Origin of the sequence: Amycolatopsis aidingensis, assembly GCF_018885265.1 — a bacterium.
Taxonomy (GTDB): Bacteria; Actinomycetota; Actinomycetes; order Mycobacteriales; family Pseudonocardiaceae; genus Amycolatopsis; species Amycolatopsis aidingensis.
This window is the reverse complement of record NZ_CP076538.1, coordinates 6,377,537-6,401,475: the sequence shown is the minus strand read 5'-3', so window position 1 is coordinate 6,401,475 and position 23,939 is coordinate 6,377,537. Positions and strand designations below refer to the sequence as shown.

Annotated in this window: 25 protein-coding genes, 1 tRNA gene and 1 pseudogene; 14 read left to right on the top strand and 13 right to left on the bottom strand. The window is 70.1% G+C overall.

The window, feature by feature from the left end:
* Positions 1-128: 128 nt before the first annotated feature.
* From KOI47_RS29130 to KOI47_RS29120, 3 genes are read left to right on the top strand one after another with little or no spacing between them, the layout of a single operon-like run.
* Complete coding sequence (locus tag KOI47_RS29130; RefSeq protein WP_408629859.1) at positions 129-1,511, top strand: hypothetical protein; 1,383 nt, start codon at positions 129-131, stop codon at positions 1,509-1,511.
* Positions 1,512-1,522: 11 nt separating this feature from the next.
* Positions 1,523-2,236 carry a response regulator transcription factor gene (locus KOI47_RS29125; RefSeq protein WP_216209834.1) on the top strand — a complete coding sequence of 238 codons (714 nt, stop codon included), beginning with the start codon at positions 1,523-1,525 and terminating at the stop codon, positions 2,234-2,236.
* The gene (locus tag KOI47_RS29120; protein WP_216209832.1) at positions 2,233-3,282 is read left to right on the top strand and encodes a sensor histidine kinase; all 1,050 of its coding nucleotides are present in this window, start codon (positions 2,233-2,235) and stop codon (positions 3,280-3,282) included. Before KOI47_RS29125 ends, KOI47_RS29120 begins: the two co-directional genes overlap by 4 nt.
* A 9-nt stretch (positions 3,283-3,291) precedes the next feature.
* Here KOI47_RS29120 and KOI47_RS29115 read toward each other — a convergent pair whose 3' ends face one another.
* Positions 3,292-4,368, bottom strand: a complete 1,077-nt coding sequence (locus tag KOI47_RS29115) for an NAD-dependent epimerase/dehydratase family protein (protein WP_216209830.1) — start codon at positions 4,366-4,368, stop codon at positions 3,292-3,294.
* A gap of 135 nt (positions 4,369-4,503) precedes the next feature.
* Between KOI47_RS29115 and KOI47_RS29110 the strand changes: the two genes are divergently transcribed.
* Both KOI47_RS29110 and KOI47_RS29105 read left to right on the top strand, forming a co-directional pair.
* The gene (locus KOI47_RS29110; RefSeq protein WP_141997951.1) at positions 4,504-5,010 is read left to right on the top strand and encodes a MogA/MoaB family molybdenum cofactor biosynthesis protein; all 507 of its coding nucleotides are present in this window, start codon (positions 4,504-4,506) and stop codon (positions 5,008-5,010) included.
* 3 nt (positions 5,011-5,013) lie between these two features.
* On the top strand, positions 5,014-5,205 hold the full coding sequence (locus KOI47_RS29105; protein WP_408629858.1) for a hypothetical protein: 192 nt from the start codon (positions 5,014-5,016) through the stop codon (positions 5,203-5,205).
* A 7-nt stretch (positions 5,206-5,212) separates the two neighbouring features.
* Here the strand turns inward: KOI47_RS29105 and mscL are convergent, their stop codons facing one another.
* Together mscL and KOI47_RS29095 are read right to left on the bottom strand one after the other, a co-directional pair.
* Positions 5,213-5,614, bottom strand: a complete 402-nt coding sequence (mscL, locus tag KOI47_RS29100) for a large-conductance mechanosensitive channel protein MscL (protein ID WP_216209827.1) — start codon at positions 5,612-5,614, stop codon at positions 5,213-5,215.
* Positions 5,615-5,649: 35 nt separating this feature from the next.
* A complete protein-coding gene (locus tag KOI47_RS29095; protein WP_216209825.1) occupies positions 5,650-6,324 on the bottom strand; it encodes an RcpC/CpaB family pilus assembly protein in 675 nt (224 codons plus the stop codon).
* Between the two features lie 86 nt (positions 6,325-6,410).
* Between KOI47_RS29095 and KOI47_RS36560 the strand changes: the two genes are divergently transcribed.
* Positions 6,411-6,710: a hypothetical protein gene (locus KOI47_RS36560; protein WP_408629972.1), complete on the top strand. Its 300-nt coding sequence runs from the start codon at positions 6,411-6,413 to the stop codon at positions 6,708-6,710.
* Positions 6,711-6,954: 244 nt separating this feature from the next.
* Here KOI47_RS36560 and KOI47_RS29085 read toward each other — a convergent pair whose 3' ends face one another.
* Entirely contained in the window at positions 6,955-7,557 is a 603-nt protein-coding gene (locus KOI47_RS29085) for a 5-formyltetrahydrofolate cyclo-ligase (protein ID WP_216209820.1), read from the bottom strand.
* Positions 7,558-7,581: 24 nt separating this feature from the next.
* On the opposite strand from KOI47_RS29085, the gene KOI47_RS29080 reads away from it, so the two are divergent.
* From KOI47_RS29080 to KOI47_RS29060, 5 genes are all read left to right on the top strand, one after another.
* Complete coding sequence (locus tag KOI47_RS29080; RefSeq protein WP_216209818.1) at positions 7,582-8,487, top strand: UTP--glucose-1-phosphate uridylyltransferase; 906 nt, start codon at positions 7,582-7,584, stop codon at positions 8,485-8,487.
* Positions 8,484-9,770 carry a molybdotransferase-like divisome protein Glp gene (gene glp, locus KOI47_RS29075; protein ID WP_216209817.1) on the top strand — a complete coding sequence of 429 codons (1,287 nt, stop codon included), beginning with the start codon at positions 8,484-8,486 and terminating at the stop codon, positions 9,768-9,770. The genes KOI47_RS29080 and glp overlap by 4 nt, the downstream gene beginning before the upstream one ends.
* Before the next feature lie 13 nt (positions 9,771-9,783).
* Positions 9,784-10,458 (top strand): GNAT family N-acetyltransferase, encoded by a 675-nt coding sequence (locus KOI47_RS29070; RefSeq protein WP_216209815.1) that lies wholly within the window; start codon positions 9,784-9,786, stop codon positions 10,456-10,458.
* A 135-nt stretch (positions 10,459-10,593) separates the two neighbouring features.
* Positions 10,594-11,502: a divisome protein SepX/GlpR gene (gene sepX / locus KOI47_RS29065; protein ID WP_216209813.1), complete on the top strand. Its 909-nt coding sequence runs from the start codon at positions 10,594-10,596 to the stop codon at positions 11,500-11,502.
* A gap of 57 nt (positions 11,503-11,559) precedes the next feature.
* Positions 11,560-11,635 (top strand) — tRNA-Ala (locus KOI47_RS29060).
* A gap of 601 nt (positions 11,636-12,236) precedes the next feature.
* Here the strand turns inward: KOI47_RS29060 and KOI47_RS35980 are convergent.
* From KOI47_RS35980 to KOI47_RS29045, 3 genes and pseudogenes are all read right to left on the bottom strand, one after another.
* A pseudogene (locus KOI47_RS35980) lies at positions 12,237-13,205 on the bottom strand (recombinase family protein); the annotation flags it as partial.
* 99 nt (positions 13,206-13,304) lie between these two features.
* Positions 13,305-13,547, bottom strand: a complete 243-nt coding sequence (locus tag KOI47_RS29050) for a hypothetical protein (protein WP_216209811.1) — start codon at positions 13,545-13,547, stop codon at positions 13,305-13,307.
* Between the two features lie 397 nt (positions 13,548-13,944).
* Positions 13,945-15,123 carry an IS30 family transposase gene (locus KOI47_RS29045; protein WP_232376118.1) on the bottom strand — a complete coding sequence of 393 codons (1,179 nt, stop codon included), beginning with the start codon at positions 15,121-15,123 and terminating at the stop codon, positions 13,945-13,947.
* A gap of 757 nt (positions 15,124-15,880) precedes the next feature.
* On the opposite strand from KOI47_RS29045, the gene KOI47_RS29040 reads away from it, so the two are divergent.
* Entirely contained in the window at positions 15,881-16,177 is a 297-nt protein-coding gene (locus KOI47_RS29040; RefSeq protein WP_232376334.1) for a helix-turn-helix domain-containing protein, read from the top strand.
* 31 nt (positions 16,178-16,208) lie between these two features.
* Here KOI47_RS29040 and KOI47_RS29035 read toward each other — a convergent pair whose 3' ends face one another.
* The 6 genes from KOI47_RS29035 to KOI47_RS29010 all read right to left on the bottom strand — a co-directional run bounded on the left by KOI47_RS29035 (position 16,209) and on the right by KOI47_RS29010 (position 21,853).
* Complete coding sequence (locus KOI47_RS29035; protein ID WP_216209809.1) at positions 16,209-16,997, bottom strand: deazapurine DNA modification protein DpdA family protein; 789 nt, start codon at positions 16,995-16,997, stop codon at positions 16,209-16,211.
* The gene (locus KOI47_RS29030; protein ID WP_232376333.1) at positions 16,994-17,452 is read right to left on the bottom strand and encodes a VUT family protein; all 459 of its coding nucleotides are present in this window, start codon (positions 17,450-17,452) and stop codon (positions 16,994-16,996) included. The genes KOI47_RS29035 and KOI47_RS29030 overlap by 4 nt, the downstream gene beginning before the upstream one ends.
* 146 nt (positions 17,453-17,598) lie before the next feature.
* A complete protein-coding gene (locus KOI47_RS29025; RefSeq protein ID WP_216209805.1) occupies positions 17,599-19,149 on the bottom strand; it encodes a DNA cytosine methyltransferase in 1,551 nt (516 codons plus the stop codon).
* Positions 19,133-19,918, bottom strand: coding sequence for a recombinase family protein (locus KOI47_RS29020; protein WP_216209803.1), 786 nt, complete (start codon positions 19,916-19,918; stop codon positions 19,133-19,135). Before KOI47_RS29020 ends, KOI47_RS29025 begins: the two co-directional genes overlap by 17 nt.
* Complete coding sequence (locus tag KOI47_RS29015; RefSeq protein WP_216209801.1) at positions 19,915-20,856, bottom strand: DNA methyltransferase; 942 nt, start codon at positions 20,854-20,856, stop codon at positions 19,915-19,917. Before KOI47_RS29015 ends, KOI47_RS29020 begins: the two co-directional genes overlap by 4 nt.
* Complete coding sequence (locus KOI47_RS29010) at positions 20,849-21,853, bottom strand: hypothetical protein (protein WP_216209799.1); 1,005 nt, start codon at positions 21,851-21,853, stop codon at positions 20,849-20,851. Before KOI47_RS29010 ends, KOI47_RS29015 begins: the two co-directional genes overlap by 8 nt.
* Positions 21,854-22,412: 559 nt before the next feature.
* On the opposite strand from KOI47_RS29010, the gene KOI47_RS29005 reads away from it, so the two are divergent.
* Together KOI47_RS29005 and KOI47_RS29000 are read left to right on the top strand one after the other, a co-directional pair.
* Positions 22,413-23,390, top strand: coding sequence for a hypothetical protein (locus tag KOI47_RS29005; RefSeq protein ID WP_216209797.1), 978 nt, complete (start codon positions 22,413-22,415; stop codon positions 23,388-23,390).
* 143 nt (positions 23,391-23,533) lie between these two features.
* The gene (locus tag KOI47_RS29000; RefSeq protein WP_216209795.1) at positions 23,534-23,908 is read left to right on the top strand and encodes a pilin; all 375 of its coding nucleotides are present in this window, start codon (positions 23,534-23,536) and stop codon (positions 23,906-23,908) included.
* Positions 23,909-23,939 lie beyond the last annotated feature (31 nt).

Here is a 23,939-nt window from a genome sequence, read left to right as displayed (position 1 = left end):
GACGGTCGGAAAGCGTTGCCATGCTTACCGATTTCTGACGTAACCGAGCGGGGGCCCAGTTCTTACCAAGTGCTGACGTGCGGCGGCCCCGGCTTGGTGCCCGGCTCCGGTGCGGTTATCGTGCGGCGGTGCGAGACTCTGCTGCCGTCGGCCCGGTGACCGGATCGACGGCGAACCGGCGTGCCGTACTCGGCGACCTGATCGTCGCGGGCGGGGCGCTGGTGCTGGTCGGCCTGGCGGTCGCGGTCGGGGTGTACTACAACCGGCCCGGCTCGGGTGTGGTCATCTGGGCCTTCGCGCCCCCGTTGTACGGCGGCTGGCTGCCGCATATCGGGCCGGGTTCGGTGCTCGCCGTGCTCACCGCCGTCGCGGTGGTCGGCTACGGCCCGGCGCTGGCCGCGCGGCTGCGCTGGCGCCCGCTGCTGGCACTGGGTTACCTGACCGCGCTGTGCTGGACCTTCGGCCTGGCCATGGTGGATGGCTGGGACCGCGGGTTCGCGGGCAGGCTGACCAACCGGTTCGAGTACCTGCACGAGGTGCCGGGCATCGTGGACATCCCGGCCATGCTGGGCGGGTTCGCCGACCGCATCCTCGCGGGTAGCCCGGATTCCTGGACCACACACGTCGCCGGCCACCCGCCGGGCGCCACCCTGGTGTTCGTGTGGCTGGACCGGCTCGGCCTCTCCGGCGGGGTGTGGGCGGCCGCGGTCTGCGTGCTGTCGGGCTGCCTGGTGGCGGTGGCCGTGCCGGTCACGTTGGCCGCACTCGGCCGGGCCGAGGCTGCGCGGGCGAGCCTGCCCTTCGTGGTGCTGTTCCCCGGCGCGGTCTGGGTCGGGGTGTCCGCCGACGGGCTGTTCGCCGGGGTCACCGCGGTCGGGCTGGCCCTGCTGGCCTGCGCCTGCCGGGGTTTCGCCGGGGGACGCCGGTCGGCGACTCCGGTTGCCGTTGCCGCGGGAGTGGTGCTCGGCTTCGGGATCTTCCTCTCCTACGGGCTGCTGCTGCTCGGGCTGGTGGCGCTGGCCGTCGTGGCGGCGGGGCGGAGCCTGCGGACCCTGCTGCTGGCGGTGCTCGGCGCCGGGGTGGTGGTCGGTGTGTTCGCCCTGGCCGGGTTCTGGTGGCTGGACGGGTACCACCTGGTTGTCGAGCGTTATTACCAGGGCATCGGTGCCAAGCGGCCGTACTCGTACTGGGTGTGGGCCAACTTGGCCTGCCTGGTGCTGGCGGTGGGGCTCGCGACGGTGGCCGGGGTGCGGCGCGCCGCCGTGGCAGCGGTATCCCGGCCCGCGCGCCGGGACGCGGTGGTGCTGCTCGTCGTGGCGGCCCTGCTGGCCGTCGCCTTCGCCGACCTTTCCGGGTTGTCCAAGGCGGAGGTGGAGCGGATCTGGTTACCGTTCGCGGTGTGGTTGCTGCCGGCGACGGCGTTGCTGCCTGCGGGATCGCGGCGATGGTGGCTGGCCGCGCAGGCGGCGCTCGCGCTGGCGGTGAACCATCTGGTGCTGACGATCTGGTGAGGACGGGTGAGATGAGCGAAGCGGCAGGCCGGGTGCTGGTGGTCGACGACGACGAGACGGTGCGCGATGTGGTGCGCCGCTACCTCGAGGTCGCGGGCTTCACGGTCGATGTGGCCGGAGACGGGGCGGAGGCCCTGCGCCGCTTCGCCGCCCGGCCCGCCGATCTGGTGGTGCTGGACGTGATGATGCCGGGGATCAACGGCCTCGAGGTGTGCAGGCAGCTGCGGCAGACCAGCGAGGTGCCGGTGGTGATGCTGACCGCGCTCGGCGAGGAGGAGAACCGGATCGCCGGGTTGCAGCTGGGCGCGGATGACTACGTCACCAAGCCGTTCAGCCCGCGCGAGCTGGCGCTGCGGGTCTCCTCGGTGCTGCGCAGGGCACGGATGCCGCGCAGGCAACCGGCCCGCACCGAGCTGGCCGACGGCGACCTGCTGCTGCGGCTGGACGCGCGGCTGGCCACCCTCGGCGGTGCCGAGCTGCCGCTGACCACGAGGGAGTTCGACCTGCTCGCGTTCTTCCTGAGCAATCCGGGAACCGCGTACTCCCGTGCGGACTTGCTGGAGAAGGTGTGGGGCTGGGACTTCGGTGACCAGTCCACTGTGACCGTCCATGTGCGACGGTTGCGGGAGAAGATCGAGCGCGACCCGGCCAAGCCGGTCCGGGTGGCCACGGTGTGGGGCGTCGGCTACCGCTACGACCCCGGACAGTCGGGACAGCCCTCGTGATCGAACCGAACGAGTCCTTCAGCCAGTTCCTCGCGCATATCTGGCACATCCTGCCGGTGGCACTGGCCGTCGCGCTGCCGATCGCCCTGCTGGGCGGGTTGCTGCTGTACTGGCTGCGGCATCGTTCCCTTGCCAGCACGCTGACCGTGCTGGTGCTGGTCCCGGTACTGGCCTCGCTGGTCGGCGTGCTCGGGGTCAGCGGGTTCATGTTCAACACCACGCTGACCACGATGCTGGTGGTCTGCCTGCTGGTCGCGCTGATCACCGTGCCGGTGGCGATCCTGCTCGGCAGGGCCATCGCGCGGCGCAGCGTGTGGGAGCACGAGGCGCGGGAGCGGGAGCGCGCCGCCGAGGCCTCCCGGCGGGAGCTGGTCGCCTGGATCAGCCATGATCTGCGCAGCCCGCTGTCCGGGATCCGCGCGATGGCCGAGGCGCTCGCCGACGGCGTGGTCGCCGAACCCGAGGAGGTCGCGGGCTACGCGGGCCGGATCAGTGGGGAGGCCACCCGGCTCTCGGCGATGGTGGACGACTTGTTCGAGCTGTCCCGGATCACCGCGGGCGCGCTGGAGCTGACCCTGTCGGCGGTACCGCTGCGGGATATCGTCAGCGACGCGGTGGCCGCGCAGGCCCCGCTGGCCCGGCAGAAGCGGGTACGGGTGCTGGCCAGCGCCCAGTCCTGGCCGGTGGTGTCCGGCAGCGACCCCGAGCTGGCCAGGGTGGTGCGCAACCTGGTGTCCAACGCGATCCGGCACACCCCGCCGGACGGCACGGTTGCGGTGCAGGTCGGGGTGGAGGACGGGAACGCCCTGCTGTCGGTGAACGACTCCTGCGGCGGTATCCCCGAGGATGAGATCGGCAGGGTGTTCGACGTGGCGTACCGCGGTACGCAGGCCCGTACCCCCGAACGTGGCGCGAGCACCGCGGGCGGTGGGCTCGGCCTCGCCATCGCCAAGGGCCTGGTGGAGGCACACCGGGGCAAGATCGGGGTCCGTAACGAGGGCCACGGCTGCCGCTTCGAGGTCCGCCTCCCGCTAGCCGCCCCCTGAGCGGTCCGTTCAGGGCTTTTCGGGAGTGGACTGAGTTGGGTCGCGCAGCGGGTCGGTGGCGAAGGCGGCGATACCCTCGGCGAAACCGGTGCGCGCGGTGAAGCCCAGCAGCTTCTCGGCGCGCGCGGGGTCGGCCACGATATGCCGCACGTCCGCGGGCCGCAGGCCGCCGAGTATCCGGGGCGGTGGCCCGCCGCAGGCACTCGCCAGTTCGGCGGCCAGCTCACCGACGGTACGCGGTTCGCCGGAGCAGACGTTCACCGGCATCAGCTCACCCGGTTCGGTCTCGGCCAGCAGGGCGAGCAGGTTGGCCCGCGCGACATCGCGGACGTGCACGAAGTCGCGCCGTTGCCCGCCGTCCTCCAGCACCCCTGGGGCCTCCCCGCGGCGCAGGGCGGAGCGGAACAGCGAGGCCACCCCCGCGTACGGGGTGTTCTGCGGCATCCGGGGTCCGTACACGTTGTGGTAGCGCAGCGCCCACACCGAGCCACCGGTCTGCCGGGCCCAGGCGGCCGCGAGGTTCTCCTGGGCGAGCTTGGTGGCGGCATAGGTGCTGCGCGGGGCAGGCGGGGCGTCCTCGGGAACCAGCAGCCAGCCGAGTTCGGCGCCGCAGCCGGGGCAGCGGGGCTCGAAGCGCCCGGCGTCGGCATCGGACCGCCCGCGCGGGGCGGGGCAGACGATGCCGTGCTCGACGCAGGAGTACCGGCCCTCCCCGTAGATCACCATCGAGGAGGCGAGCACCAGCTTGCGCACTCCCGCCCGGTACATGCCGGCCAGCAGGACGGCGGTGCCGTAGTCGTTGTGCAGAGCGTAGGAGGGTGCGTCGGTCGGGTCCACGCCGTGGCCGACCACCGCGGCCTGGTGGCAGACGGCGTCCACTTCGGAGAGCAGGCCGTCCAGCGTCGCCGGATCGGCGACATCGCCCCGGACGAACCGGTGCGCACTGAGGTACGCCGGTGCGGCGGCCGAGCCGTGTGCCGTGGGGAGCAGGTCGTCCAGCACGATCGGCTGGTGGCCCTCGGCGGCCAGCAGGTCGGCGATATGGGAGCCGATGAACCCGGCTCCTCCGGTGACGAGAACGCGCACGCCCTCACGCTAGGGGGAGCCCGCTCGCGGCGCAGCCGGGCAGGCGAGGGCGTAAGCCTTCGGTCATATCTCGCTCGACGATCCGCCGATCGAGTGGTGCGATCGCGCCGGTGCGGACCGGCTACGGTGGGGGCCATGGAACGGAGTGCACAGCGGCTCGGCCGCGCCCTCGTGGTGATCGTCGACGACCGTGCCGCTCATGGCGAGAATGCGGACACCGCCGGTCCGCTCGTCACCGAGTTGCTGGAAGAGGCTGGGTTCATCGTCGACGGCACCGTCGTCGTGCATGCGGAGACGGTGGCGATTCGCAACGCGCTCAACACCGCCGTGATCGGCGGCGCGGACCTGGTGATCACCGTCGGCGGAACCGGGGTGTCACCGCGGGACGTCACCCCGGACGCCACTTCGGGCGTGCTGGATCGCCCCATCCCGGGGATCGGCGAGGCGCTGCGCTCGTCCGGCCTCGCCGCCGGGGCGGTGGACGCGGGAATCTCCCGTGGCCTGGTCGGGGTCTCCGGCAGCACCCTGGTCGTGAACCTGGCAGGTTCCCGCGCCGCGGTGCGGGACGGGATGGCGACCCTTTCCGGCCTGGTGCCGTACGTGATCGGCGAGCTGTCCGGGTTGGAGGAGGCGCAGGCCTAGCCGATGACCGAGCAGATGCCCGCGGGTGAACCGCCGCGCCGGTCGCGGCGGGGCCCCGCGCGGCGCGATCTCGACGAGGTGTTCGGCGAGGTGCTGCCGGACACCACTTCGGACGAACGCGAGCCGGGCGAACGGCCCCCCGGCTCGGATTCCTGGTACCTGGAGAACCGGCCGCCGCACCACGGCGACCGGTAGCGGCCGCTCAGCCCCGTCGTTGCTGCTCGCGGAGCAGATCCCGGATCTCGGCCAGCAGTTCCGTGTCCGTGGGCGCCGCAGGCCCGGGCTCCTCCCCGCGCTTGCGCCGGGCCTGTAGCTTCTGCACCGGCAACACGATCACGAAGTACACCACCGCGGCGATGAGCAGGAAGTTGATCGCCGCGTTCAGCACGCTCCCGAAGTCCATGAAGGTGGACTCGTTGTCCTCCAGGATCCGGAAGCCGAGCCCCTGCCCGGCCCCGGAGTCGCCCAGCGCGTTGATCAGCGGTTTGATCAGGCCTTCGGTGAACGCCGTGACGATCGCGGTGAACGCGGTACCGATGACCACCGCGACCGCGAGGTCGATCACGTTGCCGCGCATGATGAAGTCTTTGAAGCCCTTGAACACGCCCCACTCCCGCCATACTGATCTCCGGAAATTTGCTACCGGAGGGTAATGGCTACCGGGTGAGCCAGCGACACGGCCGCGAGCCGGGTCGCGTCCGCCACCGGCACGGACAGCAGCACCAGCGGGCCTTCCCCGGACCGCGCCGGTCCGTCCCGTGACCGGTCGCCCGTGGCCAGCACGGTGAGCACCGTGGCGGGGCGGGGCAGCACCCGCCGCCCCTCCTCGCCGGGGCCGACCGTGACGACATCGACCCTGCGGCCGGGATGCAGCAGTTCGGCCACCCCCGCGTCGGCGAGCCGGACCGGGACCGTGGAGGTGCCGGGAGTCGCGGCGGCCGGGTCCACCAGCCGGGCGTCGGTGATCGGCTCACCCGCCCTGGCGGCACCGGCGAGCACCCGGCCAGCGGCGGCCTCCGGAACGCTCAGCGCGCCCCGCGGGCGCAGGGCGGCAGGCAGTTGTGCCACGCGCAGGTCGGCCGCACCGAGCGTGCCGCCGGAAGGGAGGTCGCGCGCCGACACCACGGTCGGCCTGCGGTCCCCGGTACCGCGGTCGGCGGCGGCCGGGTACACCGCGAGCACCCCGGCGGCGACCAGGAAGGAGATGGCCAGCGTGCGGCGCAGCAACAGGGCTCGCCTGCCGCTGAGCAGCCCGCGCAGCCGCGCGGGCGAGGCTCTGTCCCACAGCCGGCTGATAGTGGATGTCCCGCCCATGACCGCCCCCTTTTCCGGTCGCGGGGCGGACCACCCGCCCCGCGGTTCAACCGACGTTAGGCAGGGCGATGCCGGGAGGGAAAGCGGTGGATCGCCGGGCTGTGGACAACCCGGCTGATGTGGACAACTCTCAGGAAGCCGCCGCGGCCGCCTTCGTACCGGAGGAGCTCGATGAGCCCGACGAACTCGAGGAACTTGAGGAACTCGAGGAAGAGCCGCTGTCCGAGCCACCGGAGCCGCTGGACTTCGAGGATTCGGACTTGCCGGAGTCCGAGCTGCCGGAATCGGACTTCTCGGACTTCGCGGTCTCGCCGCTGCCGCCGGAGTCGGCGGCGGAGCCGTTCCGGCTGGACTTCCCGGAGTCGGAACGCGCGTCGTTGCGGTAGAAGCCGCTGCCCTTGAAGATCACCCCGACCGCGCCGTACAGCTTGCGCAGGGTGCCCGAGCACTGTGGGCACTCGGTCAGGCTCGGGTCGGAGAACGACTGCACCGTCTCGAACTGGTGGTCGCATTCCTTACAGGCGTACTGGTAGGTGGGCACCGGTGCTCCTTCACGCGCTGGCACTCGAGGGACAAGAGTGCTAACACAATTCTGCGGTACGGCGTTCCCGGAGTGCAAACCTGGATTCGTCACACCGGATCGGGGTAAGGCAGCCGGACTATCCCCCGTCCGGGGGTAAGTGCGGCGGCCATCCGGATGTCGTGCTCCTCCGCGGGCAGCTGCTCGACCAGCTCGGCGTCCCGGACCACGGCCACCAGCTGGGCCTCCGGCGCGGCGAAACCGAGCGAGCGGTCGTAGTAGCCCGCGCCCCTGCCCAGCCGCACCCCGGAGTGGTCCACCGCCAGCGCGGGCACCAGCACCAGGGAGGCCGTGCCGAGGGCGGCCGGACCCAGCCGCGTGCCCGAGGGTTCCAGTAGCCCGCGGAACCTGCCGTTGACCAGGCTGGATGTCCCGGTGTACTCGGCCCAGTCCAGCGGTCCAGGCTCCCTGGGCACCACCGGGAGCAGCACCCTGGTCCCGCGCTCGCGCAGCATGTCGAGCAACGCGAGTGAACCGGGTTCGGTCCCGAACGGGAGGTAACAGCAGGCCACCTCCGCCGTGATCTCCGCCACCGCCGTGGCCAGTGCGCTCGCCTCACTGACCCGCTGCTGGACGGAGACCTCCGCCCGCCGGGCCGTCAACCATTTGCGCCACTCGGCCTTGCCGGGGCGCTCATTGCCGCAACCGTGCACCACCCCAGGTTAGGCTTTGCGCCCATGACGGGCGCCGAAACAGACCAGACGTTCCGAACCGCGATCGTGCCGGCCGCAGGCCTTGGTACCAGGTTTCTGCCGGCCACCAAGGCCGTGCCCAAGGAGCTGCTTCCCGTGGTGGACACCCCGGGGATCGAGCTGGTGGCAGGCGAGGCCGCGGACTCCGGCGCGAAACGCCTGGTGATCGTGACCTCCCCTGGCAAGGAGGCGGTGGTCAACTACTTCCGTGGCTCCCCCGAGCTGGAGGAGACCCTGGAGCGCAAGGGCAAGACCGCACTGCTGGAGAAGGTGCGCAGGGGGCCGGGGCTGCTGGACGTCGAGGTGGCGATCCAGCACGAGGCGCTCGGGCTCGGGCACGCCGTGGCGCAGGCCGAACCCAACCTCGACCCCGAGGACGGCTGCGTGGCGGTGCTGCTGCCGGACGACCTGGTACTGCCGACCGGGGTGCTCAGCCGGATGGCCGAGGTGCGCGCCGCGCATGGTGGCAGCGTGCTGTGCGCCTTCGACGTGCCTCGCGAGCAGATCTCCGCCTACGGGGTGTTCGACGTCGCCGACACCGCGGATGACGACGTCAAGCGCGTGCACGGGATGGTGGAGAAGCCGGCTCCGGACCAGGCACCATCCACCTTCGCCGCGGCGGGCAGGTACCTGCTGGACCGGGCGGTCTTCGACGCGCTCGGCCGGATCACCCCCGGCTCGGGCGGTGAGCTGCAGCTGACCGACGCCGTCGCGCTGCTGATCGAGGAGGGGCATCCGGTGCACGTCGTGGTCCACCGGGGCGGCAGACACGACCTCGGCAACCCTGGCGGGTTCCTTCGTGCTGCGGTGGACTTCGCGCTCGAGGATCCTGAGTACGGGCCATCCTTGCGTACCTGGCTGACAGAACGAATCGGAACACTACGCTCATGACCGGACCCGAGCCGACCTACGCCACTGAGAAACCGGACGCGACCGAGCCCGCGACCGAGTTCCGCCCGGTCGACCGGCAGCTCTCCCTCGTGCTCGACGCCGCGGTGCGCCCGCGGCCGGTGCGGGTGGCGATCTCGGAGGCTCAAGGGCTGCTGTGCGCCGAGGAGGTCGTGGCCGAGGACGCCCTGCCCGGCTTCGACCAGGCCGCGGTGGACGGCTACGCGGTGCGCAGCGTGGACGTGCGCACCGCTGGCGAGGAGCCGGTGCAGCTGCCGGTGGTCGGGGAGATCCCGGCCGGGTCCCGGCAGCCCCGGCGGCTGCAGCCGGGGCAGGCGGTGCGGGTCGCCACCGGTGCCCCGCTGCCCACCCTGGCCGATGCGGTGGTGCCTACCGCCTACTCCGACGGCCATCAGGCCCGGGTGACCGTGCACCAGGGGGTGCCATCGGCCGGGTACGTGCGCCGCACCGGGGAGGACGTGCAGATCGGCGACGTGGCGGTGCGGCAGGGCGACACCATCGGTTCCGCGCAGGTCGGGCTGCTCGCCGCGGTCGGGCGATCCAAGGTGCTGGTGTACCCGCGGCCCCGGGTGTCGGTGGTCTCCGTGGGCGACGAGCTGGTGGACATCGACCGCACGCCCTCGGTGGGCCAGGTGTACGACGTCAACTCCTACGCGCTGGCCGCGGCCGCGCGGGACGCGGGCGCCGAGGTCAGCAGGGTCGGCATCGTGCCGAGTGACGCGCGCAAGCTGCGCGAGACCGTCGAGGGCAGGCTGCTGATGTCCGAGGTCGTCGTGGTGGCGGGCGGCGCGGGCGGGAACGCGGGCGAGGAGGTCCGGGCCACCCTGTCCGACCTCGGCCGGATCGATATGACCCGGGTCGCCATGCATCCCGGTTCGGTGCAGGGCTTCGGCAGGCTCGGCCCGGACTCGGTGCCGACCTTCCTGCTGCCCGCGAACCCGATGAGCGCGCTGGTGGTGTTCGAGGTGCTGATCCGGCCGCTGATCCGGCTGGCGCGGGGCACCCGCAACCCGCATCGCAGGGTGGTCGGTGCCCGGCTGCTCTCCCCGATCACCTCGGCCGCAGGCCGCAAGGGCTTCCTGCGGGGGCAGTTGCTGCGGGACGAGTCCAACGGGGAGTACCTGGTGCAGCCGCTGGGGACCTCTGGCGCGCACCTGCTGGCCTCGCTTGCCGAGGCGAACTGCCTGATCACCGTGGAGGAGGAGCTTACGGAGGTGGCCGCGGGCGAGCAGGTGAACGTGACCTTCCTCGCGCAGCGCGCGTAACGTCGGGGTGGATATGTCCACGCCTGGGCATCCCACGCAGTACGCGGTCGAACCGCGCCATCCGGGCTGGCCGGCGAGGCCGGGCCCGCTGCGGGTAGCGGGAGGGGAGCTCGCGCTGCGGCCGGTGCGGCTGCGGGACGGTGCGGAGTGGAGCCGTATCCGGCTGCGGGACCGGACCTACCTGGAGAACTGGGAGCCGACCTCCGCCGGGACCTGGCAGGAGCGCAACGGGCTGTCGGCATGGTTGCCGCAGTGGTGGGCGCTGCGTGGGCTGGCCAGGCGGGGGCACTGCCTGCCGTTCGCGATCACCCTGGACGGGCGGCTCGCCGGGCAGCTCACCCTGGGCAACGTGATCAGGTCCTCGCTGCGCTCGGCGTGGATCGGCTACTGGGTGTCGGCGGAGCTGGCCGGGAAGGGACTGGCGACCGGCGCCGTGGCGCTGGCCGTCGACCACGCGTTCGGTGAGGCGGGATTGCACCGGATCGAGGCAACCGTGCGGCCGGAGAACACCGCGAGCCTGCGGGTGCTGGACAAGGTGGGCTTCCGGAAGGAAGGGCTGTTCCAGCGCTACCTGGATGTCGCCGGGGACTGGCGTGACCACCTGTGTTTCGCGCTGACCGCGGAGGAGACCGGCGAGGGGCTGGTGCGCCGGATCATCGCCGCTGGGCTGGCCGAGCACGCCGGCTAGCGTTACACACCCCTCGTGATCTTCACCGTATTCGGTGACTCCTTTTCAAGATCCGTTTCGGCGTGGCTCCGCCCGATCTGTTACTCCTGTGGCTAGCGTGACTACCGGAGTCGTAGTCGGGGGAGGTGACGGGAGATGCCGAGCTCGTTGATCATTGTCGCGCTGGCCGCGGCATGGCTCGTCGTTCTTGTTCCGATGATCGCGCGCAAGCGCCAGGAAATCGCACGGACCAATGATTCCGCATTGGCGGCCAGAGTCGTGCGCAGCGGGAGGGGGAACGGCGCGTTCGTCAGTCGCCGGGAGGAGTTCGCCTTGTCCGAAAACGCGCAGTCAGAAAGGGACACGCCGGTCGAGGACGAGGACACCCCGGGCGTGGCGCACTACGATGCCGGGGACGTCGACGACCCGGCCGACCTCGACGAGGACTTCGAGGACGGCTTCGACGCCGATCTCGATGATGACCTCGAAGACCTCCCCGACGAGGAACCGATGGCACCCGAGGAGCCCGCGCGCCAGCGCGCTACCGGCGGGTCCGACCGGGCGGCCGGTGCGGGCCGGCAGTATCGCCCTGGCCGAGGCGGGTTCGATCCCGAGGCCGCCGAGATCGCCGCCCGCGCCAAGTACGCCTACCGGCAGCGCGTGGTGGTCGCCTTGTTGCTGGTGGCGGTGGTCACCGGTGTGCTCGCCGGATTCCTGCTGCCGGTGCTGTGGTGGTTGCACGGTGCCGTCGACCTCGTGCTGGTGGGGTACCTGGTCTACCTGCGCAGGCAGGTCCGGATCGAGGAGGAGATCCGGCAGCGGCGGATGGCCAGGCTCAACGCCTCCGGTCACGCCGCCCGCCCGGAGCCTCGGGAGGCGCCTGCCTCTGCCCCGGCCCGGCCCACGCCGCCGCGCAGGGACATCCCCGGTGTGGAGCGCAAGCCCATGCCGACCGCCCGCACCCGGCAGAACGCCGTCGTGGTGGACCCCGACGACGAGGACCCGGCCTTCCACGAGCTGGACGAGCCGGGCTCCGTCCCCTTCCGGCGGGCGGCAGGCGAGTAGGCACCCACCCGTCCGGCGGGTCGGCACGGGCTGTTATGCTCGTCGAGCTTCCATCAAGGGGCTGTAGCGCAGTTGGTAGCGCGTCTCGTTCGCATCGAGAAGGTCAGGGGTTCGATTCCCCTCAGCTCCACCAAATTAGTCATTGCACGAACTCCTTCCTTAGAGGCTCTGGCCAGGGTTTTTGCTCTGGTTGGGGCTTCTGTGGCGTTGAGGGGGGCTTCTTCTGCTCGCGGTTGGGGGATGCGGAAGACGGGCACGATGCGGTCGGCTGCGGTGATCTTGATCTCGGCGATCAGGGTCTCGATAAGGGCCTTGCGTTGGTTGTCGGTGCCGCTGGCGATGATCTCGGAGATGTGGTTGGCGATGTTGGCGAGTGCCTCCTTCGGGAGTGGCTGCGGGGCGTCGGTGAGCTGATCGGCGAGTTCGTCGCGGCGGGTGCGGAGTTGCTTGGTCTTGGTCTTGAGGGTGGCGAGTCGGCTGGCGAGGTCTTCTTCGTCCAGGGTGCCGTTTTCGAAGGCGCCCAGATAGCGGTCGATGGCTTGGTTGGTCTTGGTGAGTTCGGCTTCGATGGTGGCGAGTTCGGCGCGTTGGTTGTCTTCTCCGGCGAGGTGTTGAGCCTGGGCGCGGGTGATCGCGTCGGCGATGAGGCGGTGATGGTCGCGGTAGAAGCTGCTGAGCGCGTCGAGCACCGCGGGTTCGATGGCGTCGGCGTTGATGCGGGTGGCGTCGCACTTGTCGGTGTCGTAGCGGGACCTGTTAAAGCAGGTGTAGTAGCGGTAGATCTTGGTCTTGCCGTGGGCGCGGGTACCGATCATGGCCTTGTTGCACTTCGGGCAGCGCATCTTGCCGGTGAGTTGGTAATCCGAGCCGTTGGCGGCACGGTGGCTGTAATCCTCACCGCGAGCGGCCAGGATCTGCTGAGCCTTCTCGAAGTCGTCCAGGTCAACGATGGCGTCGTGGCAGTCGGTGGTGGCGATGCCGCGGAAGTTCAGTTCGCCGATGTAGACGCGGTTGGCTAGGACGCGCAGCACTTGGTAGGACGACCACCGGCCGCCGGTAGTGGTCCGGTGCCCACGTTCGTTAAGAACGCGGGCGATGACCTTGCCGCCGAGACGCTTGCGCGTGTACAGCTCGAAGATCAACCGGACGATCGCCCCTTCGTCCTTGTGCGGGATGAGCTGGTGGGTGTCCTTGTTGACGGTGTAGCCGAAGGGACGGCGCCCGCCTTTCCATTTTCCCTTGGATGCCTTGCGTTCCATGCCGGCGATGACCCGGTCGATGATGGTGTCGCGTTCGAACTGGGCGAACATGCCGAGCATCTGCACCAGCATCCGTCCCATCGGTGTGCTGGTGTCGAATGGCTCGGTGGCCGAGCGGAACACGACGCCGACTTGGTCCAGTTCGTCGAGCAGGGTGACCATGTCGCGCAGGTTGCGGCTGAAGCGATCGACTCGGTAGACGAGGAGGACGTCGATGAGGCCGGCTCGGGCCGCGGCTATCGCCTTGGCCAGGCCGGGCCGCTTGTCGATGCTTGCGCCCGAGGCGTCGTCGGGAAATCGTTTGACGAGGCGCCAGCCGGGTTGGGAGTCGATGTAGGCGGCCAGACGGGTGTCTTGGGCCTCGATCGAGTAGGGTTGATGTTCGTCGTCGGTGGAGCGCCGGACGTAGACGCCGACCCGCACGTCTTCGCCCAGCGTGGTCATCGCAGCTTTCTTCGTACGCTGCGCGGTTGCGGATCGCGCCATTGCTCAAACTCCTTACAGGTTTCCGTTGTGGGTTTCTGGATGGCGCGAGGCCGACGCTCACGCACTTGCGGATGGGGGCGGCGGTGTAACCCCGGTGTGCCTGCGGTGGCCTCGGGCCGAGTCGGCTCGGGCGGTGTTGGCCACCGCGGTGTCCTCGGCGGGTTCGATCAGGTGCCAGCTCGGCTGGGTGGCGATGAAGGCGCGGATGCTGGCGGCTTGGGCGTCGATCGAGCGGGGTCGGGGCTCCTCAGTGGTGCATCGGATGTAGGTGCACGCCCGGACGGCACCCGTCGTGCTCATCGCGGCGTTCTTGGTGCGTCGTGTGGTTGCGGATGGCCACATGGTTCCAACTCCTCTCGGTGTCACGGGTCTTCGAGCGGTCGACCATCGGTTGGCGGCGAGTTCAGGCCGCCTGGTCGTCGGGTTGCTGTCGGGTGTCCCGCAGCCACTGCGTGATCAAGGTGGCGAGCGTGGACACGGCGGTCTCGTATTGCTCGGGCGTCATTGGTGTGGTCTCGACGCGTTCGATCTCCCAGTTCGTGTCCGCTGCTCGCCGTCGTCGGGCAGCGCCGGTAGGGTCAGTGGGCGGCCGAAGTGGGATCGGGTCGTTGGGTGTCAACGCCGGTCGAATCGTGACCCGCCTGGTCCGCTTGGGTTCCAGGGCGAATTCGAGCGGTCGTCGCAACGGTGACGGGGTCTATGATGCCACGGCGTTGTGGAAGACCTCGGCGGGTGTCCGCCATCCGAGTGTCTTGCGTGGCCGGTGGTTGAGCTTGTGCTCGACCATGCCGAGGTGCTCGGGCGTATGGATCGCGAGGTCGGTGCGTTTGGGAAAGTACTGGCGCAGCAAGCCATTCGTGTTCTCGTTCGTGCCGCGCTGCCATGGACTTCCTGGGTGCGCGAAGAACACACCTTCACGCAGCAGCGGTGCGATCTGTTCGTGGTAGGCCATTTCGGATCCTTGGTCCCAGGTCAACGTCAGTCGCGCTGCTTCGGGAAGGGCGCCCAGGACAGCGATCAGGGCGTCGCGGACCGTGTCGGCGCCGCGGTTGCCGGGCAGGTGAACCAGACGCAGGAGGCGGCTGGAGCGGTCGACAAGGGTGGCGATGGCCGACTGGTTGCCGCGGCCCACGATGAGGTCACCTTCCCAATCACCAACGCGGGTCCGCTCGTGGGCCGCCGCCGGGCGGTGCTCGATCAGCAGAGTGGGCGCGACGAACCGGCTCCGTCGCTGATCAGCGCGGCGGCGACGCTTGCGCAACGCCCGGCCGGTACGCAGACGCTGCGTGAGCCGGCGGCTCAGACCGCCCTTGCCACCGTGGTAGAGCGCTTGGTAGATCGTTTCGTGGCACACGTGCCAGCTGGCGTGATCAGGGAAAGCGGACCGCAGATAGTTGGCGATCTGCTCGGGACTCCACTCCAGCTCAAGCTTCGCCTGCACGGCCGCCCGCAGCTGCGAATCCTGGATCAACCGAGCCTGGCGCGGCCGACGCGCACGTTGCCGGGCCCGGGAATGCGCCAGGTCAGCGTCGTAGCGCCCTTGATCATGCGGCCGGACGTTGCGGCGCAGCTCCCGGCTGACCGTGGAAGCGTGACGGCAAATCCGCCGCGCGATCTCCCGGATCGACAGTTTCTGGGCCCGCAGGGTGGCGATCCGCTGCCGTTCGGACCGGGACAGATATCGGCTCGAACGGGCCTCCTCGGCGACCAACGCAGGTGGGAGCCCGCCGTTCTCCGCCCGCCAGCGGTAGCCGGTCTTACGGCCGATCCCGATGATCTGGCACGCCTCGACCGTCCCTACCCCCGACAGGATCAACTGCCAGTACCGCGACTCAAGATCCAGCCGCCGCTTCGCTCCACGCCTCGCCATCAGCACGCCCTCTTCTACCAGGAGTGTTGCGACAAGCACTGGAACCCAAGCGGAACCAGGGGGTCAGTATTCAGCCGGAACCGACAGTTGGGCTCTGGTGGTTCTGGGGTGTTGCGTGGGTGGCGCATGGCGCACCTCCCGCCTCGCTCCGCGAGGTTCCCTGCTCGGCAGAGAACGGGCGCGGGCGTGCTGGTCGGCGACAGGAACCGTCGACACAGCGGGCACTCCCAGCCGTCGACACCTGCGGTCGCCGGTCCGCGCGAGGCGGGTTTCGTGGCGACGCGGGCACGCACCATGACGTGCGTTGAATGAGCTGGGAACGCCGAAGCTGTCACGACCAACGGGCCTCTACTCCCCGACGGCGTATGTGCGGGGCCGGCGCTCGTGGCCGTGCTGGACTCTTGCTGTTCGGCAGGACCGTGAGCCTTGCCGAACTCGTGTTGGAGCACCTCGTGGCTACGAGGTGGCCGGTCGACGCGAGTCCAGAAGATCACTACCGGCGCAGGCCGCAAACGGCGTTGCGTCGGCATGGCGTTGAAGGTGATGGGTGCCGAGGCACCTCCTCTCTGTCGAGCCGTGCACAGGTCTGCCATTTTATCAAAGTAACACTTGAGTACTCCAAGTGTTACCGCGAATCTTCGAGTGATGCTTGTTGGATTGGGTGTCTGCCGAACACGCCGGGAGGTGCTGTGGCCAGCTTCGGCAGAGCATCGGGGACACTGTGTGTCGGTTGGCGACGGCGCGGAGCGCCTCGGGGACGAGCGTGGGAAGGCAGCAGGTGCGGATCGAGTGGCGGCTGCGGAAGGTCATGGCCTCCCGTGACGTCTGGGCCACCAAGGAGCTGCGCGAGCTGCTCATCCAACGGGCGGGGTATGAGCTGTCCCTCCAGGCGGTGTCCGACCTGATGAAGAAGCAGCCGGTCCAGGTGAAGATGGCGACGCTGCAGGCGCTGTGTACAACGCTGCGATGTACACCGAACGAGCTGTTCGGGATCGACACGCCACGCGAGGTGTCGCTCGTCGGCGAGCCGGACAACGCCGAGCCGCGCGGCGAGCAATGAGCCCGCGGCGCGAACAGCGCAGCGATGGTCTTCATGCGACCCTCGCCGAGGGACTGGGGGACATGTCTTCCGCGGACGCTCCGGCCGAAGCCAGCGTGGAGTGAATCTGTCGGTACCAGCTCAGCGCGAAGCGCAGGCAGTTCGACTCGGTGCGGTGGCTCGGACCGCATCCGGGGACGTAGCGGCCACGCCTGCTCCAGGATGCGGAGTCCGAGCTGGAGAGTGCCTCAGCGTACCGGCCGATGCCGCCGATCTTGACGCCGAACCCGTGTAGGCGAAGGTTGCGGGACGCGAAGGTCCGCACGATGTGTTCCACGTCAGCTCGATGCTGACGACGGCACACTGTCCCGATTCCAACAAGCGGTTCGGATGCCAGGTCGATCCCGGACAGTTCGTAAAGATCAGCGCAGCGCTGGTAGTCCGCGGCGGTCCAGCCCTGCAACACGGGGAGGGTAGGAAGGTCGGGCGCCAGTTCGCGAAGGCGGAGGAAGTTGCGCACCGTCCGCCGTTGGTGCTCGCGGATGGTCAGGCCGGTGCGCTTGAGAATGTGTTGTTCGCACATCCAGTCCTGGGGCGCGGCCCAGGTGAGGTTGCCGATCTCGTCGGCGTAGCGGCGGACCGCCCGGACGTAGCTGTGCTCGTCGGTCTGCCAGCGGCCGTGGAGCTGCAGCTCGGTGAACCCACCGGAGTCGAGCGCCCATTCAGTGACAGCCCTGGGCAGGGTGCGCCGGTGGCCGAGCCGTCGGTGCGAGACCAGCAGCGGAATGTCCCGCACACGGGTCAACCAGATGGGCTGGTGGATGCCGAGGAAGAACTTCACGTCAACGCCGCCTTCCGGGGTGCGCGGACGCCTGCAAGTACCACGACAGCGAGGAGCGTGGTGGCGGTCTTCCCGGTGACCTGGCCGCTCAGGTAGGCCAGCGAGCCGAACGCGAGCGGCAGAAACAGCAGGCTGTCGACGAGCAGCCCGACCGCGTTCGACAGGCCAACCGCGACGATCCGATTTCGGCGGCGCAGCGCGGTGTAAACGGCGAAGTCAGCCAGTTCAGAGACGGCGAACGCCGCCGCGCTGGCCAGCGCGATGCGCGGTGACGCGACCAGCCCGGACATCGCCGCCCCGGCGGCGATCGCGAGGAGCGCTGTCCGCGTGCCGTGGGCCTCCTGCACGAGGTCGCGCAGGGTGAATACCAGACCGGCGACGAATGCCCCGGCGGGAATCCGCAGGGTCGCGACGGCGACCGCTGGCCAGAGGGTCGTGGCCCAATTGGCCGCCACGATGGCCGCTGGATAGCTTGCGAGCAGGACCGCCTCCGCAAGCCTGCGTCCCCGCCGCGCCGGGCGTGGTTGTCCTTGGGGCCGTTGACCGGTTCGAATCCGGCTTCCGGTTTCACGAGACTCCGCAGTCGATGGTGGCTGAGTTGTCATGCCGCTCGTGACCCTTCCCGATGTTCGGCGTCAAGGGCGAGGAGGTCGGCGAGCATCAGGTGGACGGCGAACGCCGCCTGTTGTGGAACGACCCCGTTTCCGAGAGCTCTCAACTGGGCAGTGCGGGGAATCTCAACGTCGGTCACCCAGCCGGCGCTGAGGCCCATCAACCACTCGACGAAGGCCGGGGATAGCCGGGCGCGGCCGTTTCTGTTCGGTTCGGTCGGATGCGGAGCGGCCACGCCGAGAACGGCCTCCCAGCGCCGGATGGCCGCTTCATAGGTGCCCCAGTCGACACTGGCTGGTGTGCTGGTGGAGTCTTGGCCTATGCCACTTGTTCTGTGGGAGGAGGCTCCACGGCGATCTCGACCGCGTGCTGCGCTCCCGGCCCGGAGCCGTAGATCTTCACGGCGGCCTGGCTGTTGCGGCTGACTCCGGCTCGGGCCGTCGCCCGCAGCCGGACCACCGCCGAGGACAAGGTCAAATCGCCCTTCGAGCCGTGCTGGTTCGGGCTGCCTTTCGTACCTTCTGTTCCGCGAGGAGTCGGGAACAGCGGCAGCACCTCCTGCGACAGTGGCGGACGGAATCCCGTGCCCGCTCGCCGACCCGGAGTGCCGGTGTCGCTGGCCCGAGGAGTCGGCAGCAACCGAACCGCGATCGACAGTGGCATCCCCATCCCATTGCCGTTGATCTTCCGGGCCTGGTGCCGGGCGCGCCGCGCTAGCCAGTCGGTTGGGCCCTCGCCGTCGTTGGGATTGCTGCTCGCCGGGGTTGGCAGGAACGTCGTCACCGCGTCGGGCAGGTTCACCTGATGCCCCCGCGCTTTCCGAGAGGCCGGTGAGCACCCCATTCGGGTGTCGTCTCGCGCCTGCGGGGTCGGCAACAGCTCCGAGACGGCGGTGGGTAGATTGGTCCCGTGACGTGCCTGCCGCCCAGGATCCGCCGGGCTCGCTGGCTTCCAGTCCCGTGCCAGCGGGGTCGGTAGGCCATGCGGTGAAGCGGGTTCCGGCCGGATAGGCGAGGAGGAAAACGCGCTCCCTCCGGTGAGGCGCGCCGATGTCGGACGCTCGAACGCTTGTCCAGTGCGCGTCATACCCGACTTCGGCCAGGTCGCCGAGTACGACGTCGAGGCCGCCCTTGCGCCAGCGGAGTGCGGCGACGTTCTCCACGACGAGCATCGCCGGTCGTAGATGGCGAACGGCCGCGACGACTTGGTGCCAGATTCCACTGCGAGTTCCTTTCCTGATACCGGCGCCGCGGCCGGCTGCGCTGATGTCTTGACATGGAAACCCGGCGGTGAGCACGTCAACGGGTTCGACCTGGTTCCAGTCGACGGTGGTGATGTCGCCCAGGTTCGGTACGCCGGACATCCGGGTGGCGAGGACGGCGCGAATGTGGGGGTCGGGATCGGCGACCCATGCGGTGCGTCCGCCGTCGAGCGCGGCGAGCACGCCGAGATCCAGTCCACCGTATCCGGTGCATAGGGAGCCGATCACCAGTTCACGCTCGGCACCGGAATGCCGGCGGAGGTCACGCTGGGAGGCCATGGTTGCCTCCCCCGATCGGGTGCCCTGGCTGGGCTTGACGAAAGGTGCGCTCGTCAACGAGGGGCTCGTGCACCCTCGGCGCGGAGGTGACCCACTGCTCGACCGGGGCCGGGCGACCGGCGACGGTACGCGCCCACACCTGCCGGCCGAGGTACTTGGGGTTCGTGACGACGCGCCGCACGGCCTGCGCGTTCCACCGTCCCGACCGGGCTGGAGGCGGATATTGGCGTGGGTTGCTGTTGAGCCGCGCCGCGATGGCGGCGAACCCGAGCCCGTGGTCGGCGCGCCAGGCGAAGATCTGCTTGACGACCGCGGCGGTCTGCCAGTCCGGGACGAGGACGGCGCGGAGCTTGCTGTGTCCGGTCGGGTCTGTGACGCGGATGCGCAGGGCTCGGTAGCCGTAGGGCGGGGACCCGATCTGGTAGCCAGCGCGGACGAGTTCGACCATCGCCGCTCGGGCCCGGCGGGTGGTCTCGGCGTGGTGCGCGGCGAGCACGGCCCACTGGATGCGGCTGCCGTAGGTGTCGACGAACTCGGCGGCGTCGGTCGCCCGGTCGCCGCTCGTGGCGTCCTCGGTGACGTTTTCCGCCGCGGTCGGCGAGGTACCGAACAGGTACGTCCACAGCCGGGACCAGGACCACCGCCGCGGGGTGGTATCGGCCAGCGGTGTGGTGGCGCAGTGGTGCCGGGCGGCGGCGCGCAGCGCGGTGCGCTTGCCTCGGAACACGGGGTGCCAGCCGCACTCGCGGCAATACAGGCGGGTGGTCATGCGGCTCGCCTCCCGTCCGGTCGGTAAGCGGCTCCGATGGTGCGTTGTCGCGGCGCCGCGACCGCGTCGTCCGGCCAGGAGGTGCCGGCTGCCGCAGCGGCCAGTTCGGCGTCGTGAGCGAGTTCGAAGACGAGCACTTCGCGATGTGCGGTGAGCGCGATGGGTGCTCCCTTAGCGCGAGCGGCGGCCCGGCGTTCGGCGAACGACGCGCGGGTGATCAGCCGCCTGCCGCGCAGGGCCGCGGTCAACGCGAGGCACCGCTCGACGGGCACCAGACCGGCGGACGCCCCGGCGGTGATCAGGCGAGTGGCCAGGTCGGCCAGTGCGCCGTCCGGGTGCCGGCGGGGGTGGGCGACGACCACGAGGTGCCCACCTGAGCGCAACAGCGGTTCGCAGTAGCGCACCGTCGCGGACAGCTGCTCATCGAACGCCGAGCTGGAGTCGTGGTCCGGACCGAGTGCGTCGTCTCCGGTCGGCGTGCGCAGGGCGGTCAGGACGAGCCCGACACGGCCGACGAGACCGGCGGCGCGGATGGTGGCCAGCAGCGTCGGGCGGGCGTCGAGGACCGACCCGTCGCGCCAGGCGCCTGCCGCCTTGGTGGCGGTGATGTTGGCGCGGGCGAGGGTCCACCACCGGTGGCGGGCGGTCAACCCGAGCGTGTGGCGGCCTGCGCGCAGTGCCTCGACGAGGACGGTGCCAGCCCCGCAGTCGGGGTCGAGGACGAGGTCGCCGGGGTGGGTGTAGGTGGCGATCGCGTGGGCGGCGATGGCGGGCGGGATCAGGTCGATGTCGGTCTCGGTGCCGGGCACACAGCCGGCCTCGCGCAGCTGCGCGGCCGGGTCGCGCTGGCCGGTCGGCCAGACCGACAGCGGCGGCATCGGCGGCTCCTCCCCCGGCGGCAGGGGGAGCGGCCAGGGCCCCGTCGGATGGTTAGTCATCGGAGGTCTCCTCGCCGCCGACGGCGCCGCTCGGGGCCTGTTCGTGCCGCGTGAACACGAGGAGGTCGTCGTGCGCCTGGGTGTGCCGGACGGGGGCCGTCAGGGGTCCGTGTGGGGGCCGGGACGGGCCACCGGCATCGACGGGGCTGTCGGCGAGTGCGCCGTTGCGGACGGGGACGCGCAGCAGTGCGATGCGGTCGTGGTAGCGCAGTCCGGCGTGGTGCGCGGCGGTCACCACCGGCCCGGCCGGGTCGCCGAGCCGACCTCGCGAGTGGTCACTATGGGTGATGATGGTGAGGGCGCCGGTCGGGGTGAGGGCGTTGGCCCAGTCGGTCGGCCGGAGCCAGTCCAGGGTCGGTGGCTCGGCGGCGGTGATGATCAGGGCGAAGCGGTCCGGACCCTGTCCGGTCGGCCGCCGGTCCGGACCGGGACGGCCGGTCGGGGATGGCCGGGCGTGGTCGTCGGGGTCCGGACTGTCGGGGTGCGGTCGGGGTCCGGACGCGGACTCGACGGTCGGGTTGACGAGGTGGTCGGTGGGGTGGTCAGTGTCAGCTTCGGGGGGTGCTCCGGCGGTCTGGGTCTGGATGCCGCGGCCGAGTCGGACCACGGTCCAGCCGGCTTCGAGCAGGCCGTCATACGGGCCGTGCTGGAGCCTGGTCCGGACTGTGGCCGGCGGGTGGGAGCGCGGCGATCCGCCGAACGGTGAGGGGGCGAGCAGCAGGACGCGCTGGCCGGGTTGGGTGTAGGTGGTGACGATCTTGATGACCGCGGTCAGCAGCCAGTTGGCGATCACGCCGGTGCCCTTGTGAAGGTCGTCCCCGGCGCAGGGCCAGACGGTGCTCGGGCGCGGCGGTCGGGGGTGGCCAAGCGCGAGACGTAGGGCGCGCAGGCGCTCGGTCCGCGGGGTCCGTGGCAGCGGCACGGGCGTGGTCGGGTCGGGCTGGTTGTGCTCCGGGGAGCGGTCTCCTGGTGAGCCGGAGCCGTGGGTCGGGGTCATGTTGGGTCTCCTCCGACGGGTGGGTGCTGTGCGTTCTGACACCCCTGAACTCCGTTTTTTGGCCCGTTTTTGGACACGCCTCCGAAAATTCGTTGACCCAACCTTGCCGGGGCTACCGACACGCGCTCGTGGAAATACCCTTGATTGTGCATTCTTTGGGGACGGGGAAACCGTGCCTTGCGCAGGCACTGTGAGCCTCTCCGGGGCAGTCCCGGGCCGGCCACCGGCGGATTTTTCAAGATTTTCCCCGCGATCTACTATTGATCTTGAAGCCCCTGCTCGGGATGGCGACCACGGAGGGCCTGGAGGGCTACTACGTCATTACTAGATCACTACTAGAACAGCAGTTCAAACGCTACTAAGTCCGATCAAGCCACCCTGCGCCGGGAGATCGAAAGTCGATCTTGACGAGACTGGCCTGCGAGGGGCGTAGTAGTGACGTAGTAGCTCAGCGACGATCATTCTAGTAGTGATCTAGTAATGACGTAGTATTTCCGTAGTAGCCGCCGTGGCTTCCTGGCGTCGTTGTTGTTCGCATCGACGCCGTGGGAGTCACGACATGGCTGCACAATCCGTTTTTCGTCGCGGTGATGACGACGCTGTTCCGAACTCGTTGGACGTCGCGCGGGATACGTTTACCTGGCTGGTGACCGGACCGGATCCGCTGTCACTGAACGGCCGGTTGTTTCCCGGATTGCCCGCCCGGCACATCCCGCTGGACGAGGTCCGCGACCAGCTGCTGGCTCGCCGCTGCCCCCAGGCGACGCGGGACGCGGTGTGGGCGCATCTGGTGCTGCGCTCCCGTACTGAAGGAGCGACCTGGACGGTCGCCGCGGTCGGGGTTGCGCTGCCCGCGCTGACCTCTGTCGCGGCCACCTTGACCGACCGGTTCGCCGGCGATCCGGCCGACGTGCACGCCGAGGTGGTGCGCGGCTTCCTGGCCGCGTTGTCGACCGTCGACCTGCGTCCGCCGCGGATCATGCTGCGGCTGCGATGGGAGGCGTACCGGTCCGGCTATCAGGCTCTGGAGGAAGCGCTCGCGGGTCCGACTCCAGTCGCGCCGGGCTTCCGATCCACCCCGCCGCACCCGCCGTGGGGGCATCCGGATCTGGTCCTCGCCCGCGCTGTGGCGGACGGAGTCCTGACCCCGACCGAGGCTGCGCTGATCGGCGCGACCCGGTTGGAAGAGGTGCCCGTCGCTGACTGGGCGGCCTGGCATCAGACCGGCGAGTGGGCGGTCTACAAGGCGCGCAAACGTGCCGAGCTCCGGTTGGTCGCCTACCTGCGTGACGGCGCCGTCTCCGACGACCCGACCGATCCACTGACCGACCAGGTCGTCACCTCGCTGGCCTTGGCGCAGGCGCCCGCGCCAGTCCGGGACGCCGCTCGTTCGTCACTGTCCGTGTCGCCCGTCGAGGTCGATTCGGCGCAAAAAGTTCAGGGTCGCATGTCCAAAACGGGCCCGAAATCCGGAGTTCAGGGCTGCGGGGGACACCCGCGTTCCGCCCGACCTCTGGAGGTGCCCCAATGCGCCTGATTGCTCGTTTCCCGACCGCCGCGGTTCAGCCCCGCCGCACCCGCCCCGACGGCCGCCCGCAGTCCCCGTCACAGTCCCCGGCCCCCTCGGCGACGCCGTGTGTGCCACCGGAGTCCACCCGCCACGTACCTTCCAGCGCTCCGATGACTGCGTTCGGCCGCAAGTCCGGAGCGAGGCGTGCGCGCCGGTCCCTGCTGGTCGTCGAGATCGCGGCTCTGGCACTCGCGCTGACCGCGTCGACAACGACGGCCACGGCCCACGCCGATGTCGTAGTGCTCGCGCTCGCGGACTCGGTGACCACCGTGCTGAACAACGTCCGCAACTGGATCATGGGCATCCTCGCGGGTCTCGCGACGGTGTTCCTGTCCATCGGCGGGGTTCGCTACGTGATGGGCGGCGGCGATCCCGGCGAGGTCGAGAAGGCGAAGACCGCGTTCAAGTCCGCTGGGTGGGGCTATGGGCTGGCGGCGCTGGCGCCGCTGGTCGTGGAGGTCCTCAAAGGGATCGTGGGGGCCTGACCGATGGCCGTCAGCACTCCGCCCACGGTTC

Coding starts and splice junctions, on each gene's coding strand:
- KOI47_RS29125 (WP_216209834.1), top strand. CDS start 1,523: ATGAGCGAAGCGGCAGGCCGGGTGCTGGTGGTCGACGACGACGAGACG.
- KOI47_RS29010 (WP_216209799.1), bottom strand. CDS start 21,853: ATGACCCCGACCCACGGCTCCGGCTCACCAGGAGACCGCTCCCCGGAG.
- KOI47_RS29020 (WP_216209803.1), bottom strand. CDS start 19,918: ATGACCACCCGCCTGTATTGCCGCGAGTGCGGCTGGCACCCCGTGTTC.
- KOI47_RS29095 (WP_216209825.1), bottom strand. CDS start 6,324: ATGGGCGGGACATCCACTATCAGCCGGCTGTGGGACAGAGCCTCGCCC.
- glp (WP_216209817.1), top strand. CDS start 8,484: ATGACCGGACCCGAGCCGACCTACGCCACTGAGAAACCGGACGCGACC.
- KOI47_RS29005 (WP_216209797.1), top strand. CDS start 22,413: ATGGCTGCACAATCCGTTTTTCGTCGCGGTGATGACGACGCTGTTCCG.
- KOI47_RS29105 (WP_408629858.1), top strand. CDS start 5,014: ATGACCGAGCAGATGCCCGCGGGTGAACCGCCGCGCCGGTCGCGGCGG.
- KOI47_RS29000 (WP_216209795.1), top strand. CDS start 23,534: ATGACTGCGTTCGGCCGCAAGTCCGGAGCGAGGCGTGCGCGCCGGTCC.
- KOI47_RS29080 (WP_216209818.1), top strand. CDS start 7,582: ATGACGGGCGCCGAAACAGACCAGACGTTCCGAACCGCGATCGTGCCG.
- KOI47_RS29025 (WP_216209805.1), bottom strand. CDS start 19,149: ATGGCCTCCCAGCGTGACCTCCGCCGGCATTCCGGTGCCGAGCGTGAA.
- sepX (WP_216209813.1), top strand. CDS start 10,594: ATGCCGAGCTCGTTGATCATTGTCGCGCTGGCCGCGGCATGGCTCGTC.
- KOI47_RS29015 (WP_216209801.1), bottom strand. CDS start 20,856: ATGACTAACCATCCGACGGGGCCCTGGCCGCTCCCCCTGCCGCCGGGG.
- KOI47_RS29070 (WP_216209815.1), top strand. CDS start 9,784: ATGTCCACGCCTGGGCATCCCACGCAGTACGCGGTCGAACCGCGCCAT.
- KOI47_RS29050 (WP_216209811.1), bottom strand. CDS start 13,547: ATGAGCACGACGGGTGCCGTCCGGGCGTGCACCTACATCCGATGCACC.
- KOI47_RS29110 (WP_141997951.1), top strand. CDS start 4,504: ATGGAACGGAGTGCACAGCGGCTCGGCCGCGCCCTCGTGGTGATCGTC.